Source organism: Pantoea sp. MQR6 (assembly GCF_022761075.1).
Lineage (GTDB): Bacteria > Pseudomonadota > Gammaproteobacteria > Enterobacterales > Enterobacteriaceae > Pantoea > Pantoea phytostimulans.
The window spans coordinates 956843-971473 of sequence record NZ_JAKYXB010000001.1 but is presented as its reverse complement, the minus strand read 5'-3'; the positions used below and the strand labels follow the sequence as shown (position 1 = coordinate 971473).

The 14631-nt window shown below is 50.8% G+C and carries 14 protein-coding genes; 6 read left to right on the top strand and 8 right to left on the bottom strand.

The genetic code is table 11. The features are described from left to right. Positions 1-7 precede the first annotated feature (7 nt). The 4 genes from MUG06_RS04495 (at position 8) to pdeR (ending at position 6618) form a co-directional block, all read left to right on the top strand. Positions 8-1942 (top strand): exoribonuclease II, encoded by a 1935-nt coding sequence (locus tag MUG06_RS04495; RefSeq protein ID WP_243077841.1) that lies wholly within the window; start codon positions 8-10, stop codon positions 1940-1942. Between the two features lie 182 nt (positions 1943-2124). Continuing rightward, positions 2125-4191 (top strand): carbon starvation CstA family protein, encoded by a 2067-nt coding sequence (locus MUG06_RS04490; protein WP_243077840.1) that lies wholly within the window; start codon positions 2125-2127, stop codon positions 4189-4191. Beyond that, the gene (locus MUG06_RS04485) at positions 4184-4474 is read left to right on the top strand and encodes a CstA-like transporter-associated (seleno)protein (protein WP_243077839.1); all 291 of its coding nucleotides are present in this window, start codon (positions 4184-4186) and stop codon (positions 4472-4474) included. The genes MUG06_RS04490 and MUG06_RS04485 overlap by 8 nt, the downstream gene beginning before the upstream one ends. Before the next feature lie 158 nt (positions 4475-4632). Then, complete coding sequence (pdeR, locus tag MUG06_RS04480) at positions 4633-6618, top strand: cyclic di-GMP phosphodiesterase (protein WP_243077838.1); 1986 nt, start codon at positions 4633-4635, stop codon at positions 6616-6618. Between the two features lie 15 nt (positions 6619-6633). Here pdeR and MUG06_RS04475 read toward each other — a convergent pair whose 3' ends face one another. From MUG06_RS04475 to araD, 3 genes are all read right to left on the bottom strand, one after another. Next, on the bottom strand, positions 6634-7500 hold the full coding sequence (locus MUG06_RS04475) for a crotonase/enoyl-CoA hydratase family protein (RefSeq protein WP_215846711.1): 867 nt from the start codon (positions 7498-7500) through the stop codon (positions 6634-6636). 141 nt (positions 7501-7641) lie between these two features. Further along, positions 7642-8625, bottom strand: a complete 984-nt coding sequence (kdgT, locus tag MUG06_RS04470) for a 2-keto-3-deoxygluconate transporter (RefSeq protein WP_243077837.1) — start codon at positions 8623-8625, stop codon at positions 7642-7644. A gap of 229 nt (positions 8626-8854) precedes the next feature. Next, entirely contained in the window at positions 8855-9553 is a 699-nt protein-coding gene (gene araD, locus MUG06_RS04465) for an L-ribulose-5-phosphate 4-epimerase (RefSeq protein ID WP_243077836.1), read from the bottom strand. A 338-nt stretch (positions 9554-9891) separates the two neighbouring features. On the opposite strand from araD, the gene osmB reads away from it, so the two are divergent. After that, the gene (gene osmB / locus MUG06_RS04460) at positions 9892-10107 is read left to right on the top strand and encodes an osmotically-inducible lipoprotein OsmB (protein WP_031374546.1); all 216 of its coding nucleotides are present in this window, start codon (positions 9892-9894) and stop codon (positions 10105-10107) included. A gap of 81 nt (positions 10108-10188) precedes the next feature. Here osmB and yciH read toward each other — a convergent pair whose 3' ends face one another. The 5 genes from yciH to pgpB form a co-directional block, all read right to left on the bottom strand. Further along, positions 10189-10512, bottom strand: a complete 324-nt coding sequence (gene yciH / locus MUG06_RS04455) for a stress response translation initiation inhibitor YciH (RefSeq protein WP_243077835.1) — start codon at positions 10510-10512, stop codon at positions 10189-10191. After that, on the bottom strand, positions 10509-11231 hold the full coding sequence (gene pyrF / locus MUG06_RS04450) for an orotidine-5'-phosphate decarboxylase (RefSeq protein ID WP_215846709.1): 723 nt from the start codon (positions 11229-11231) through the stop codon (positions 10509-10511). The genes yciH and pyrF overlap by 4 nt, the downstream gene beginning before the upstream one ends. Before the next feature lie 197 nt (positions 11232-11428). Further along, positions 11429-12598 carry a lipopolysaccharide assembly protein LapB gene (gene lapB, locus MUG06_RS04445; RefSeq protein WP_215846708.1) on the bottom strand — a complete coding sequence of 390 codons (1170 nt, stop codon included), beginning with the start codon at positions 12596-12598 and terminating at the stop codon, positions 11429-11431. A gap of 6 nt (positions 12599-12604) precedes the next feature. Continuing rightward, on the bottom strand, positions 12605-12913 hold the full coding sequence (locus tag MUG06_RS04440; RefSeq protein WP_215846707.1) for a LapA family protein: 309 nt from the start codon (positions 12911-12913) through the stop codon (positions 12605-12607). A 128-nt stretch (positions 12914-13041) separates the two neighbouring features. Beyond that, entirely contained in the window at positions 13042-13806 is a 765-nt protein-coding gene (gene pgpB, locus MUG06_RS04435; protein WP_243077834.1) for a phosphatidylglycerophosphatase B, read from the bottom strand. A gap of 227 nt (positions 13807-14033) precedes the next feature. On the opposite strand from pgpB, the gene ribA reads away from it, so the two are divergent. Then, entirely contained in the window at positions 14034-14627 is a 594-nt protein-coding gene (gene ribA, locus MUG06_RS04430) for a GTP cyclohydrolase II (RefSeq protein WP_215846705.1), read from the top strand. Positions 14628-14631 lie beyond the last annotated feature (4 nt).

Below are 14631 nucleotides of genomic sequence, written 5' to 3'. Positions count from 1 at the left end.
AAAAATTATGTTCCAGGATAACCCGCTGCTCGCGCAGCTCAAAGAGAAGCTCCACTCGCAAACGCCTCGCGCCGAAGGTGTGGTAAAAGGCACTGAAAAAGGCTTCGGCTTCCTCGAAGTTGATGCGCAAAAAAGCTACTTCATCCCGCCTCCGCAGATGAAGAAAGTGATGCACGGTGACCGCATCGTTGCCATCATCCATAGCGATAAAGACCGTGAAAGTGCTGAACCAGAAACGCTGGTTGAACCGTTTCTGAGCCGCTTTGTTGGCCGCGTGCAGAAGAAAGACGATCGTCTTTCAATTGTCCCGGATCATCCGCTGCTGAAAGATGCCATCCAGTGCCGCCCGGCCCGTGGTGTGACACATGATTTTCAAGCTGGCGACTGGGCAGTGGCTGAGATGCGCCGCCACCCGCTAAAAGGCGACCGCGGTTTTTATGCTGAACTGACCGAATTTATTATCAAAGCTGACGATCACCTTGCGCCATGGTGGGTGACGCTGTCGCGCCATAACCTTGAGCGTGAAGCGCCAGACGTTGGCTTTGGCGAAATGATGGATGAGAAACTGACGCGTGAAGATCTCACCGCACTGGATTTTGTCACCATCGACAGCGCCAGCACCAAAGATATGGATGATGCGCTGTACGTTGAGGAACTGAACGATGGCGCGCTGCGTCTGACTATCGCCATCGCCGACCCCACCGCTTACGTGCCAGAAGGCAGCCAGCTCGATAAAGTGGCGGCGCAACGTGCCTTTACTAACTATCTGCCAGGCTTCAATATTCCAATGTTGCCACGCGAACTCTCTGACGATGTGTGTTCGCTGCGTCCGAATATGCGCCGTGCAGCGTTGGCTTGCCGCGTGACCGTGGCAAAAGACGGCACTTTAGGCGAAGATCCACAGTTCTTTGCTGCCTGGATTGAATCTAAAGCCAAGCTGGTTTACGACGACGTCTCTGACTGGCTGGAAAACAGCGGCGAATGGCAACCCGAGAACGAAGCGATCGCGAACCAGATTCGACTGTTGCATCGCATCTGCCTGGCACGCGGCGAATGGCGTCAAACCCATGCGCTGGTGTTTAAAGATCGCCCAGATTACCGCTTCCTTCTGGGTGAAAAAGGCGAAGTGCTGGAGATCATTGCCGAGCCACGCCGCATCGCTAACCGCATTGTTGAAGAAGCGATGATCCTGGCTAACGTCTGCGCGGCCAAAGTGCTGCGTGAACGCCTCGGCTTTGGTATCTACAACGTTCATGCCGGTTTTGATGCGACCAATGCCGAGCAAGCAGCAACAGTGCTGGCTGCACATGGCATCACCGTGGATGCGGAAGCAATCACTACGCTGGAAGGCTTCCGCGTGCTGCGTCGTGAACTCGATGCGCAGCCAACGCAGTTCCTCGACAGCCGCATTCGTCGCTTCCAGACTTTCGCTGAAATCAGCACTGAACCAGGCCCACACTTTGGTTTAGGCCTGGAAGCTTATGCGACCTGGACTTCGCCGATCCGTAAATTTGGCGACATGATCAACCATCGTTTGCTGAAAGCGATTATCCGGGGTGATGACATTGCACGCCCGGATAGCGCGCTGACCGTGACCATGAGTGAGCGTCGTCGTCTGAATCGCATGGCTGAACGCGATGTCGGTGACTGGCTGTATGCGCGCTATCTGTCGCCGTTCGCTGGCAGCGATCGTAAATTCAGTGCCGAAATTATTGATGTGTCACGTGGCGGTATGCGCGTCCGTTTGCTGGAGTTCGGCGCGGTCGCCTTTATCCCTGCCCCGTTTATTCACGCGGTGCGTGATGAACTGGTCTGCAGCCAGGAAAACGGCACGGTTCAGATCAAGGGTGAAGTCGCTTTCCGCGTCACCGACGTTATTGACGTGACCATCGCTGAAGTGCGCATGGAAACACGTAGCGTTGTGGCTCGCCCAGCGGTATAAGCACGAAAATTTGCGGGACAACTCAGGTTGTCCCGCACTTTCCCCAAATTATTTGCCTAAATGTTAAATTTGTACCTCGCCTCACACTTCTCTATCGATTAACTTCCACTTACATTCCATTACATTAAGTTTAACTCGTTGTTTTCGATCGCCTCTCTCTCGATCCCTACAAGGAGTTAGTCATGAAAAACGTCAAAACCGGAGTCATCTGGTTAGCGGTGGCGTTAATCGGCGCGGGCGCGTTTGCCATGCTCGCCTTAAACCGTGGCGAGCACGTCAACGCCGTTTGGCTGGTCATTGCCGCTGTCGCCTGCTACAGCATCGCTTATCGCTTTTACAGCCTGTTTATTGCGCGCAACATTTTTGAACTGGACGACCGTCGCCTCACACCTGCCGAACGTCTTAACGACGGGCTGGATTATGTCCCAACCAACAAATGGGTGCTTTTTGGCCATCACTTTGCTGCCATTGCAGGCGCAGGTCCGCTGGTTGGCCCAATTTTAGCGGCTCAAATGGGGTTCTTACCGGGCACTATCTGGATTCTGGTCGGCGTAATGATGGCTGGCGCAGTGCAGGACTTTTTGATTCTGTTCATTTCCACGCGCCGTGACGGACGCTCCTTGGGTGAAATGGCGCGTCAGGAGTTAGGCGCTTTTGCTGGTGTGATTACTATGCTGGGTGCGCTGGGCGTAATGATCATTATTCTCTCGGCGCTGGCGTTGGTCGTGGTGAAAGCCTTAGCGGACAGTCCTTGGGGACTGTTTACCATTGCCGCCACCATACCGATCGCGCTGTTTATGGGCGTTTACATGCGCTTTATCCGCCCCGGTAAAATCGCTGAGGTCTCGTTGATTGGCTTTGTGCTGATGATGGCCGCGATTATCTTCGGTGGCGATGTGGCACAACATCCCTACTGGGGGCCCTTTTTTACGTTGAAAGGCACGTCACTGACGTGGGTCTTGGTAATTTACGGCTTTATCGCTTCGGTGCTGCCGGTTTGGTTACTGTTAGCGCCGCGTGATTATCTCTCGACCTTTCTGAAAATTGGTGTGATCGTTGGCTTGGCGATTGGCATCGTGTTTGCCATGCCAGAGTTGAAAATGCCTGCGGTGACGAAATTCATTGACGGCACCGGCCCGGTCTTCTCCGGCGCGCTCTTCCCCTTCTTGTTTATTACCATTGCCTGTGGCGCGATTTCTGGTTTCCATGCGCTGGTTTCAAGCGGTACTACGCCAAAACTGATCGAGCGCGAAAGTCATATTCGCTTTATCGGCTATGGCGCGATGCTGATGGAATCCTTTGTCGCCATCATGGCGTTAATCTGTGCATCGGTGCTGGATCCGGGCGTCTACTTTGCCATGAACTCTCCGGCAGCGCTGATTGGCACCACGGTTGAAAATGCCTCTCAGGTCATTAACGGCTGGGGCTTTGTGGTAACGCCAGAAGTGTTGAGCGGCATTGCACGTGACGTTGGTGAAGGATCGATTTTATCACGGGCCGGTGGCGCACCGACCTTTGCGGTTGGCATGGCGCATATCATTACGGAAGTGTTCAACAGCCGCGCCATGATGGCGTTTTGGTATCACTTCGCCATTCTGTTTGAAGCGCTGTTTATTCTTACCGCTGTTGATGCAGGCACACGCGCCTGCCGCTTTATGGTGCAGGATTTGGTCGGCACCGTGGTGCCCTCAATGGCCAACAACCGTTCGTGGTTAGGTAACATGGCCGGTACCTCGGTAGCTGTCGCGGGATGGGGCTTTTTCGTTTATCAGGGCGTAGTCGATCCGCTTGGCGGTATCAACACCTTGTGGCCACTGTTCGGTATTGGTAACCAGATGCTGGCTTCAATGGCGTTGATCCTCGGAACGGTAGTGCTGTTTAAGATGAAGAAACAGCGTTACGCCTGGGTCACGATTCTGCCCACGATTTGGCTGTTTATTACCTCAATGACTGCGGGCTGGCAGAAAATCTTTCATGAAAAACCTTCGATCGGTTTCCTTGCGCAGGCAAATAAATTCCGTAGAGGTTTAGATGAAGGCGTGATTCTTGCGCCAGCAAAAACTGTAGCCGATATGCAAACCATCGTTTTTAGCAACCAAATCAATGCCGCTTTGTGTGGATTCTTCATGCTGGTGGCGGTCACGATGTTAATCGCTGCGGTGTTTGTTATTCGTCGCGCCCTGCGCAGTAACGTGCCGACTACCCATGAATCTGAGCCAGCGTTACGTAAGGAGGTGCGTCATGTTTGATGCCATTCATCGTGCTACACGTCCACAAGGCGTATGGCAAATTGAACGTTGCCAGCGGCTATCAGCGCCAGATACGGCGAAATTTAGCTGGCGCGCGCTGTGGCAAGGTTTACAACAGAGCTTTCGCTTAATGGTCGGCGTTCAGGATTATCAAAAATATTTACAGCATATGCAGCACCATCATCCCGATCAGACAGCAATGACAGAGCGAGATTTTCATCGTTATTGCCTGGATGCTCGCTTTCCAAGCCAAGCGGGGAAACTGGGTAAATGCCCTTGCTAAATCAACGCCATCGCCCCGTTTTTACGGGGCTTTTTTGTGCCATTCATAGCTGGACAACAAAATATATTCAGTTTGCATCTTGTGCTCGCGTCAGATGATGAATACTGTTGCTAAAATAATGAGATAACGCCTGCAGAGCACTTCCCGGAGGAAGTTCCATGACCGATGAACAAGGGCAAACCTTGTTGTATACCTTATTTGGTACAACCAGCCCTCATTGGCGTCTAACCGCGGACAGCGATGCGCTGCATTTTGCTGAAGACGAATCGTCAAATACCAACATTGCCCTGCCGCTGACGCCGGGCCAGGCCAGTTTAATCCGCGCAATGCCAGTGATCACCTCGACAATTAATCTTACGCTGCCGCTACACGGCGTGCCGGTGCCAATGCACTTGGTGGGCCGCAAGGTAAACCAGTCATCCTGGGGCGGAACGGCTTCTGCGTGGGGTGATACCTCTGCCGTGGCACGTGATTTGACGCTGGGTCTTTCATTTGCTGAGCAAGTGGTTTCAGAAGCTAATTCGGTGATCGTGATTCTCGATCAGCGCGGCAATATTCAACGTTTTAATCGCCTCAGTGAAGAATATACCGGCCTGAATGAACATGAAGTGATTGGGCGCAACGTCTTTCAATTGTTTATGAGTAAACAGGAAGCTGCAGCATCACGCCGCAACATTGCCGGATTCTTTCGCGACGGCAATTCCTACGAAGTTGAACGCTGGGTGAAGACTAAAAAAGGCCAGCGACTGTTTCTGTTTCGTAATAAGTTCGTGCACAGCGGTAGCGGAAAAAATGAAATTTTCCTCATCTGTTCAGGAACGGACATAACCGAGGAAAGACGGGCCCAGGAACGTCTACGGGTGCTGGCAAACACCGATACGGTGACCGGATTGCCTAATCGCAACGCAATTCATCAACAAATGAGCCTGGCACTAGAGCAAGCAGGCGGCGATGAAACCGGTGTGGTTTATCTCGATCTGGATAATTTCAAAAAAGTTAACGACGCTTACGGCCATATGTTTGGCGATCAACTGCTGCAAGCTGTCTCTTTGGCGATTCTTAGCTGTTTGGGTAAAGATCAAACGCTGGGACGTCTGGGTGGTGATGAATTCGTGGTGCTGGCTGAACATACTAGCCAGGCGGCGCTGGAAGCGATGTCATCTCGCATTCTGGAGCGTTTGCGTTTACCGTTCCGCATTGGACTCATTGAGGTTTATAGCGGCTGCTCCATTGGTATTGCCCTTGCCCCGCTGCATGGCGAAGACCGTGAAAGCCTGATTCGCAATGCTGATACTGCGATGTATCACGCAAAAGAGAATGGTCGCGGTAAATATTGTGTTTTCGCCGCTGAGATGAACCAACGCGTATTTGAATATTTATGGCTTGATACCAACCTTCGTAAAGCGCTGGAACTCGATCATTTAACGGTTTTTTACCAGCCTAAAGTCGACAGCGATGGGCAGATACGCAGCGCGGAAGCGTTAGTGCGCTGGAACTCACCGGAACGAGGCTTGGTTTCCCCGGCTGAATTTATCCCCTATGCGGAAGAATCTGGCCTGATTGTGCCGCTCGGCCGCTGGGTCATGCTCAATGTGCTGAAACAGATCCTCACCTGGCGTCAACAAGGCATTGAACTGCGCGTAGCCGTAAATGTTTCTGCGCGACAACTGCTGGATCAGAGCATTTATAGCGATTTAAAACAGGCATTGGCCGATGCCGGTTTAAGTGATTGTCCAATCGATATCGAATTAACCGAAAGCTGCTTGATTGAGAATGAAGCTGAAGCGCTGACGCTAATGAAAAAGTTCCAGGATCTGGGCGCCCAGGTCCATCTTGACGATTTTGGTACAGGCTATTCGTCACTTTCCCAATTAGCACGTGTGCCAATCAATGCCATCAAGCTCGATCAAAGTTTTATACGTGATATCAACTTACAGCCTGTTTCTCAGTCGCTGGTTCGCGCGATCGTTGCCGTCGCCAAGGCTCTCGATCTGTTAGTGATTGCCGAAGGCATTGAAACAAAAGCTGAAGAAGCATTTATCCTCAATAGTGGCGTTGATGGGCGTCAGGGTTACTATTACGCAAAACCAATGCCCGCAGAGCAGTTTGGGCATTGGCTGGCTAAGCATCCTGCCCGCGTTTAACGCTGGATTACATTACTATCCCGCTTTACGCAACGAGGCGCTGTGGCGGTTTTGTAATTGCACCAAACGTTCCATGTAAGCAATATCTTTTGGCTCAATGGTAAAGGCAAAATCGACCCAATCTTCGGTGATATCCATCAATTCAGCGCGTGTTAATTGCAGCACGCGCTGACGCGCTTTGAGCATAGCCCGCACACCATTCAGCTTCGGACGCAACGTATCAATGAATGTGCGTGTTGCACGATAGCTGTCGCCCGGCTGGAAGACTTTATCGACCAGTCCTCGCGTTTCAAACCACTCCGCACTGTGAGATTCACCTTCACAAATTAACTCCTCTGCCAGTTTCATGCCTGCGCGGCGAGCCACCAATGAATAACCGCCCATACCAGGGAACAAGTTGAAGGCAATTTCAGGGAATCCCATGCGTGCATTGTTCTGCGCCAGAATGAAGTGATGCGCCAGCGCCGCTTCAAAGCCACCGCCTAATGCGCTGCCCTCAATCATCGCTAGCGTCACCGCGCCGGTATCAAAACCACGTGCTGCAGAATGAATGCAATCCACACAGGCTCTGGCATAAGCACGTAAAGCTTCACGGCGATTGTTACGAATACATTCAACGAAGAAACGCAGATCGCCACCCGCATTAAACATCTGCGGTACCAAAGAACCGGTTACCCAGAAATCAATCGGTAAGCCAGAACGCTGTGCGGCATAGCTCAAATTCATGATTTCCTCTATCAGCTCATGGTTGAAGCTAGGACGCGGCTGCGCCCGCAACATCATCCACATGGTGCGTCGTCCTTCTTCGTAGTACGCCACCAGCTGTGTGGTATGTCCGACTTCGGTAAACAATCTGCAAGTTGCTTGGTTAATAACTGTCATAGTCTCATCCTCTGATTATTAGATGCGTTTTTTACGCCACATCAGCGTAATGCAGAGTGAGGCCAGACCAAATGAGAGATTGATTTATAAAACAAAATCCAGAGATTTCCCCGACTTAGGGCCGGGGATTGATTAGGTGGGTTACTTAATAGCCGCGCGCTGGCTGACAACAACCTGCGAACGCTTAACGCGTTTTGAATATATCGCGGTGATAATCGGGACCAGAACAGACGTTACAATAACCGATGTCGCGACCACCGCGGTCGCAGCTGGTGCAACCGGTTTGAACTGTGGCAGCATTTCTGCAATCAATACTGGCGTAGCAACGGCGGCTCCTGCCGTACTCGATGCGGCAATACCTGCGGTTCCGTCTCCGCCTCCGATTACGCGATCGGCAATAATTAATGGGATGCCGGTAATGATAATCACTGCGACGCCCAACATGATACCGAGCAGACCCGTTTCAGCAATGACGGCCAGATTGATGGTATTGCCCAAAGCAAACGCGAAGAAAGGAATCAGCGTATGGACCGCTTTGCCAAAGAATTCTCGCAATTCTGGATCAAGATTTCCTAAAGCAAAACCGACAATAAAGGGCAGAACTGCACCGACAAAGACGTGGGGTTCAAATGATGCTATGCCGGCTGTGCCAAGAATAACCATAGTCATCAGTGGACCTGATTCCAGCGACATCAGGACAAATGCGCCCGCCTCTTCCTTCGAACCATATTGCTGCATAATCGAGGCATAAAGGCCGCCATTGGTCATATCCATCGCGGCGACCAAAGCCAGCGTAGAGAGTCCAGCAAACATGCCGACTTCAACACCGTTCTCCGGCATCATGCGTGAGGCGATGGCCGCGACTACCCAGGCCACGGCAATTTTGGTCAGCACTAACGTACCGGACTTACGCAATACCGTTCCCGTCGCGCTGATTTTTATCGATGCACCCATACAGAAAAACCACACAGCCAGAATAGGTACCGTCCCGGTCATCAATCCGTTGGTGAACGATCCAAAATATTTTCCGGCATCGGGGGAAAAGGTGTGACAAAGCGCGCCGAGAAATAGCGGTATCAACATCATGCCGCCAGGGATTTTATCTATCGCACGTTTGATATGCATATTGGTGTCACCTTTGCTGTTCCAGAGGAAGATGTGAGTTGTGCCCGAAGGCGATGACAGCAAAGTAATGACATTAAGAAACAAAAACAGTGATCCTGACTATAAAATTGAAACAGCGTTTTATTTTTATAGATGCACTGTTTTAATAAACATGTTCGCGATCGCCCTATCCGTTTTTGCTTAAACAGCGATACAGCAAGAAGGGATGGGTTACATCCCTGTTAGCCAGTTACTTTTGTCCATACCACGCGTTTTCGCCGTGCTTGCGCAGGTAATGGAGATCGAGCAGCGTTTGCTGAATCGGTGGCAAGTTAGCGGTCAATTGCTGACTGAATAACCCCATATAAGCGACTTCTTCCAGCACAACGGCGCTGTGTACCGCAGCATGCGCGTCTTTGCCCCAGGCAAAAGGCCCATGCGAATTAACCAGCACAGCGGGAATTGCGCTGGGAGAAAGCTCACGTTCAGCAAAGGTTTCAATAATCACCTGGCCGGTATTCCACTCATACTCATGTTTGATTTCATCATCACGCATTGCCCGTGTACACGGGATCTCACCGTAGAAGTCATCAGCATGGGTCGTTCCCCAGGCAGGGATGACACGCCCGGCCTGCGCCCAAATGGTGGCATGGCGCGAATGGGTATGCACAATGCCGCCCACTTCGGGCCACGCCAGATAAAGTGCACGGTGCGTTGCGGTATCGGAAGATGGCCGTTTATCCCCTTCTATAACGTCGCCACTCGCAAGGTCAACCACAACCATATCGTCGCGCTTCATCACGTCATAGCTGACTCCTGAGGGTTTAATCACCAGCAAGCCCTGCTCACGATCGACAGCGCTGACGTTGCCCCAGGTAAAAGTGACTAAATTATATTTTGGCAAGTCCAGATTCGCTTCTAAAACCTGCTGTTTGAGCTGTTCCAGCATTCCTTTTCTCCTGCTGATCATTGTCCCTAAAGTGTGCGGAGCCAGCGGGCAAAAGGTTATGGAGCAAATCGCTATAAACGCAGAATGAATTAGCTGTGAAAGCAAAATTGTGGAGTGAATTAGGAATTGTCTATCTTCGGAAATTTCGTAGAACGCTTAAAATCCTCTCAGACAAAGAGCGGACCTGTCTGAGCTTTGTTGATTACTCGTCGGTCATCATGATGAAAGCCGATGCATTGCCTTCAAGGATGTGGCAATAACTCGGCGACGACGAGTGAAATTAATTTCGAAGCTATACTTAAGGTGTTGCCTCTGTGAGCACACTAATGGAGAAGTTTATGACAATTACAATGAAACGTATTACAGCAGCTGTCCTTGCTACCACCTTAGTCGTCGCGTTAAGCGGTTGTTCTAACTGGTCTAAACGCGACCGTAATACCGCAATTGGCGCGGGTGCCGGTGCGATTGGTGGTTCAGTGCTAACTAACGGCAGCGCGCTCGGCACCGTCGGTGGCGCAGCGGTAGGTGGTATTATCGGTCATCAAGTTCATTAAGACCGCATTAACATAAAACACGGCTACGCAATGCATCTACATACTCATCGGGCTACTTTTAGTAGCCCGATTTTTTTCATTTTAGCCGCCTGCCAGCTTTACCTTCATGCCTTTTGCTTCCAGTAAGCTCTTGAGTAAGTCGCGCTTGTCACCCTGGATTTCGATAACGCCCTCTTTTAATGCGCCACCGCAACCGCATTTTTTCTTAAGCTCGGCAGCAAGCTGTATTAATGCGGCATCATCCAGATCAATACCGGTAATCAAACAGACGCCTTTGCCTTTTCGTCCGCTGGTCTGACGCTGAATGCGAACAATGCCATCACCTTTAGGTCGCTCAACTTTCTGCTGCGGCTGGTCTATACGACCTGTATCCGTTGAGTAAACCAGCGGGTTATCGCGATTCATGAGGCATCCTCCAGACTTTTTAAGATTGATTGCAATGTAGCAGCGGGATTGGCCGATTGGGTAATAGGGCGTCCAATCACCATATAATCAACACCTGCCTGCTTCGCCTGCTCTGGTGTCATGATACGGCGTTGATCGCCTGCATCACTGCCTGCCGGGCGTATACCTGGCGTAACCAGCGCGAAATCTGATCCAATGACCTGTTTAAAACGTGCCGCTTCATGTGCGGAACAGACCACACCATCCAGTCCACACTCACGGGTTAATTTTGCCAGTTTTTCTGCCTGTTCTGCCGGTGAGAGTGTGATGCCCAATCCTTTCAGATCGTCTGCATCCATGCTTGTCAGTACTGTCACAGCAATCAGTAAAGGTGCATCCTTTCCAAAGGGAACCAGAGCTTCACGTGCAGCATTCATCATGCGTGCCCCACCGCTGGCATGGACATTGACCATCCAGACACCCAGATCGGCAGCCGCGGCAACCGCATGCGCTGTCGTGTTGGGAATATCGTGAAACTTCAGGTCAAGAAAGATATCGAAACCGCGTTGCTGCAAATCTTTCACCAATGAAGGGCCAAACAGCGTAAACATCTCTTTGCCCACTTTCAGTCGGCAGCTACCGGGATCGATCTGGTCAACAAAGCGTAATGCGCTATTGATGTCATGGTAATCGAGAGCCACCAGAATCGGCGAAGCGGTCACAGTTTGGGGTGAAGGCATGGCATTTCCTCTGCAGTGGGCACCCATGGGCGCAATAGACAAACGGCTGGCATTTTACCTGCGGTGTCGGGCCATCACAATCGCTGTTCCCGTCTGTTAGAAGACAAACTGCACAGATGCGTAGGTTTTGAGAGTTTTAGGCTTTTAGTATGTTGTAACTATAATAAGAGTAAATCACCAACGCTGGCTGTTGATGATTATTGACCGTCGAGTCCTCGAATAGGCTTCACAGAGGACCACGTGCGACAAGAAGGGCAATGCCAGTAAAGTGCGTGGGCTGTGAAGCCGCATTTCTGGCAGCGATAGCGTGGCTTGGTGCGAATCTGCTCGCCAACCATGTCGCGTAAAACCATCAAACTTTCTTTGGCGCGACCATCTTCAGCTTCGTGTAGGTGAAAATTCATCAAACGATGAAACACTCGCATGGTTGGGTGACGTTGTAACTGCCGATTGATATAAAGCTGAGCTTCTTCTGGTCCCTGCTGCTGCTCGAGTATATCGGACATATACAGTTCAGCGGCGGCGCCCGTATTTTCTTCAACGCAGCGTTGCAGGAATTCTGCCCACGCGTCTGGCTGATTCAGCCGTTGAAAACAGGTTTCTAGCATTGGCAGCGTTTCACTCACCAACTCTTTATCCTGATCGAGTACGCGCTGTAAATGCCCCACTGCTTTTGCGTAATCGCCCTTCTCCATCAGAATACGTCCCATCATGATAGAGATTCGTGCACTTTGACGATCGGCTGCTTCACCTTTCTTCAGCAGGCTCATAGCGCGATCAAGATCGTCGCTGCTCATCGCCTGCAAAGCCAGCTCGCAATAAAAATGGGCTATTTCACCTTTCTGCTTATCTTTGCCCAGTTTCACCAAACGTTCAGCGACTTCAATCGCCTGCTGCCAGTCGCTTGTTGCCTGGTGAATCAGCAATAATTGCTGCAGCGCACCGATGCGAAAATCCGTTTCATCAGTGAGCTGTTTGAACATATCTTCGGCGCGGTCATACAATCCGGCCGCCATGTAATCACGCCCTAATTGCTGAATCGCAAGTAAGCGCTGCTCGTAGCTCAGTGAAGCGCTTTCCATTAATGACTGGTGTATGCGAATAGCGCGATCAACTTCGCCGCGAGAACGGAATAAATTACCCAGCGTCAGGTGAGCTTCGACTGTGCCGCTGTCTTCTTTAAGCATGTCTAGAAAGAGATCAACGGCTTTGTCTTGCTGATTAGAGAGCAGGAAGTTAACGCCGGCAACATACTCGCGGGATAAACGGTTCGCTTCCTGCTGCTTATCCTGTTGTGCACTACGTCGACCCATATACCAGCCGTAAGCAGCAGCAACCGGAAGCAACAGAAACAGCAATTCAAGCATGGATTATTATTCCCGGGCAGCCGATGACGATGTGGTCGTCACTGTCGTGCTGCCCTGTTCAATTTGTGCTTGCATACGCTTTACTTTGCGCTGCGCATTCGCCAGTGAAACGCGAACACGTAACCAAAACAATCCACAAATTGCCCAGCCCAACAAGAAGCCTACACCAAACAAGCTTGCCAATAATGTAGAGATACTGAATTGGCCCTGCGCCAGCAGATAGTTAAAGGTGATGACCTGGTCGTTATGCGCACCTAATGTGACGGAGATGATGAAAATGACCAAAACCACTAAAAAAATCAGCAAATATTTCACAGTGCATCCTGTTGTGAGGTTGTCGGGTGGAATTATGCCAAAACTACGGCAAAAATGCTGCTCCCAGCAGCATCAGGCGATTCGTTTTTACGCAAGCACAATCAATGATATGGGGTCTACGCGTGGAATTACAATTCAGGTTCACGCTCTTGTACCTCTTTTTGTTCTTCGGGCGGCAGGCTAAGCGGCCCACAAAAACGTTGTGCCAGCCAGGTGGCCAGGGTTACCAACACCCATGACAATACAGTGGCCATGATTAAATCACGTGGCCAGTGCATGCCCAGCAACAGGCGGCTACCCATTACCGCGCTGGCCCAGATAAAGACAATCACAACCGTTTTGTAATGGCGACGCGGCCACAGCAATCCAATTACCAGCAAAGCCCAACTGGCCGCAAACATGGTATGCCCGGAAGGAAAAGCAAAACCGGTCTCTTGCGCCCAGTGATGTTTTAGCCAGCCGGGTAACAGCGTATCGTCAGCCATTAAATCATTAACCATTTGGCTGCGCTGATGGCGTTTTAGTTCGTAGAACGCTTTGTCATCCAGACCATGACTGTGTTCTAACCATACGACATAAGGCCGCGGTTCCTGAACCTGGTCTTTAATGAAGGATTTGGTGTACTGCCCTGCCAGAATGGTGGCGTTCATAATCAGCAACAGCAAAATAGCGGGCTTCCATCTAAAACGCAGACACCACATGACCCATGCACTGAGTAACAGGCTGGTCAGGGTTCCCCAAGGACTGGTGACAGTTTCGGTCATCCAGAATAAGACTTTTAAAACCGCACCGCTTTCACCCGGTTGCCACTGCCAGCCAGATAACCAAACCGCCAGCGGCATTATTAACAACAGCAGCATCCCCAAGGTGGTGCGGCGTGAAATCTTCAACATCCGTTTTCCTTTTAGAGAACTTAATTCATCTCTGATGAATAACTTTAGCTTAAAAAAGAATAACATAACCATTGCAGATTGGATAATTGTGCTTTATCACTACAATCGCTCTGACAGATTACCAGCCCACCAGTGGGTTGTGGCACAATATTACACGTTTGTCGGGCTACACTCGCCCGTGCGCTATCATGATGATAGTGCATCCTCTGAAGGTTCTGGAGAGTCACATGCAGCTTAAACGGGTGGCAGAAGCCAAACTGCCAACGCCATGGGGAGATTTCCTGATGGTAGGTTTTGAAGAATTGGCAACCGGCCATGACCACGTCGCGCTGGTCTTTGGTGATATCAATGATAACGATCCGGTTCTGGCGCGCGTCCATTCTGAGTGCCTGACAGGCGATGCGCTTTTCAGTTTGCGTTGCGACTGTGGCTTTCAGCTTGAAGCCGCGTTGAATTCAATTGCTGAAGAAGGTCGCGGTGTGCTGCTGTATCACCGCCAGGAAGGCCGAAATATCGGGCTGCTGAACAAAATTCGTGCCTATGCGCTTCAAGATAAAGGCTACGACACGGTTGAAGCCAACCATCAATTAGGCTTTGCTGCTGACGAGCGAGATTTTACGCTGTGCGCAGATATGTTCAAACTGCTCGGGGTGAATGAAGTGCGATTGTTAACTAATAATCCACGCAAAGTAGAAATTCTGTCGGAAGCTGGGATTAACATTGTGGAGCGTGTGCCGTTGGTTGTTGGTCGCAATCCCAAAAATGCCCATTACCTTGACACCAAGGCAGCTAAGATGGGTCATCTACTGCCGAAGGGATAAAATA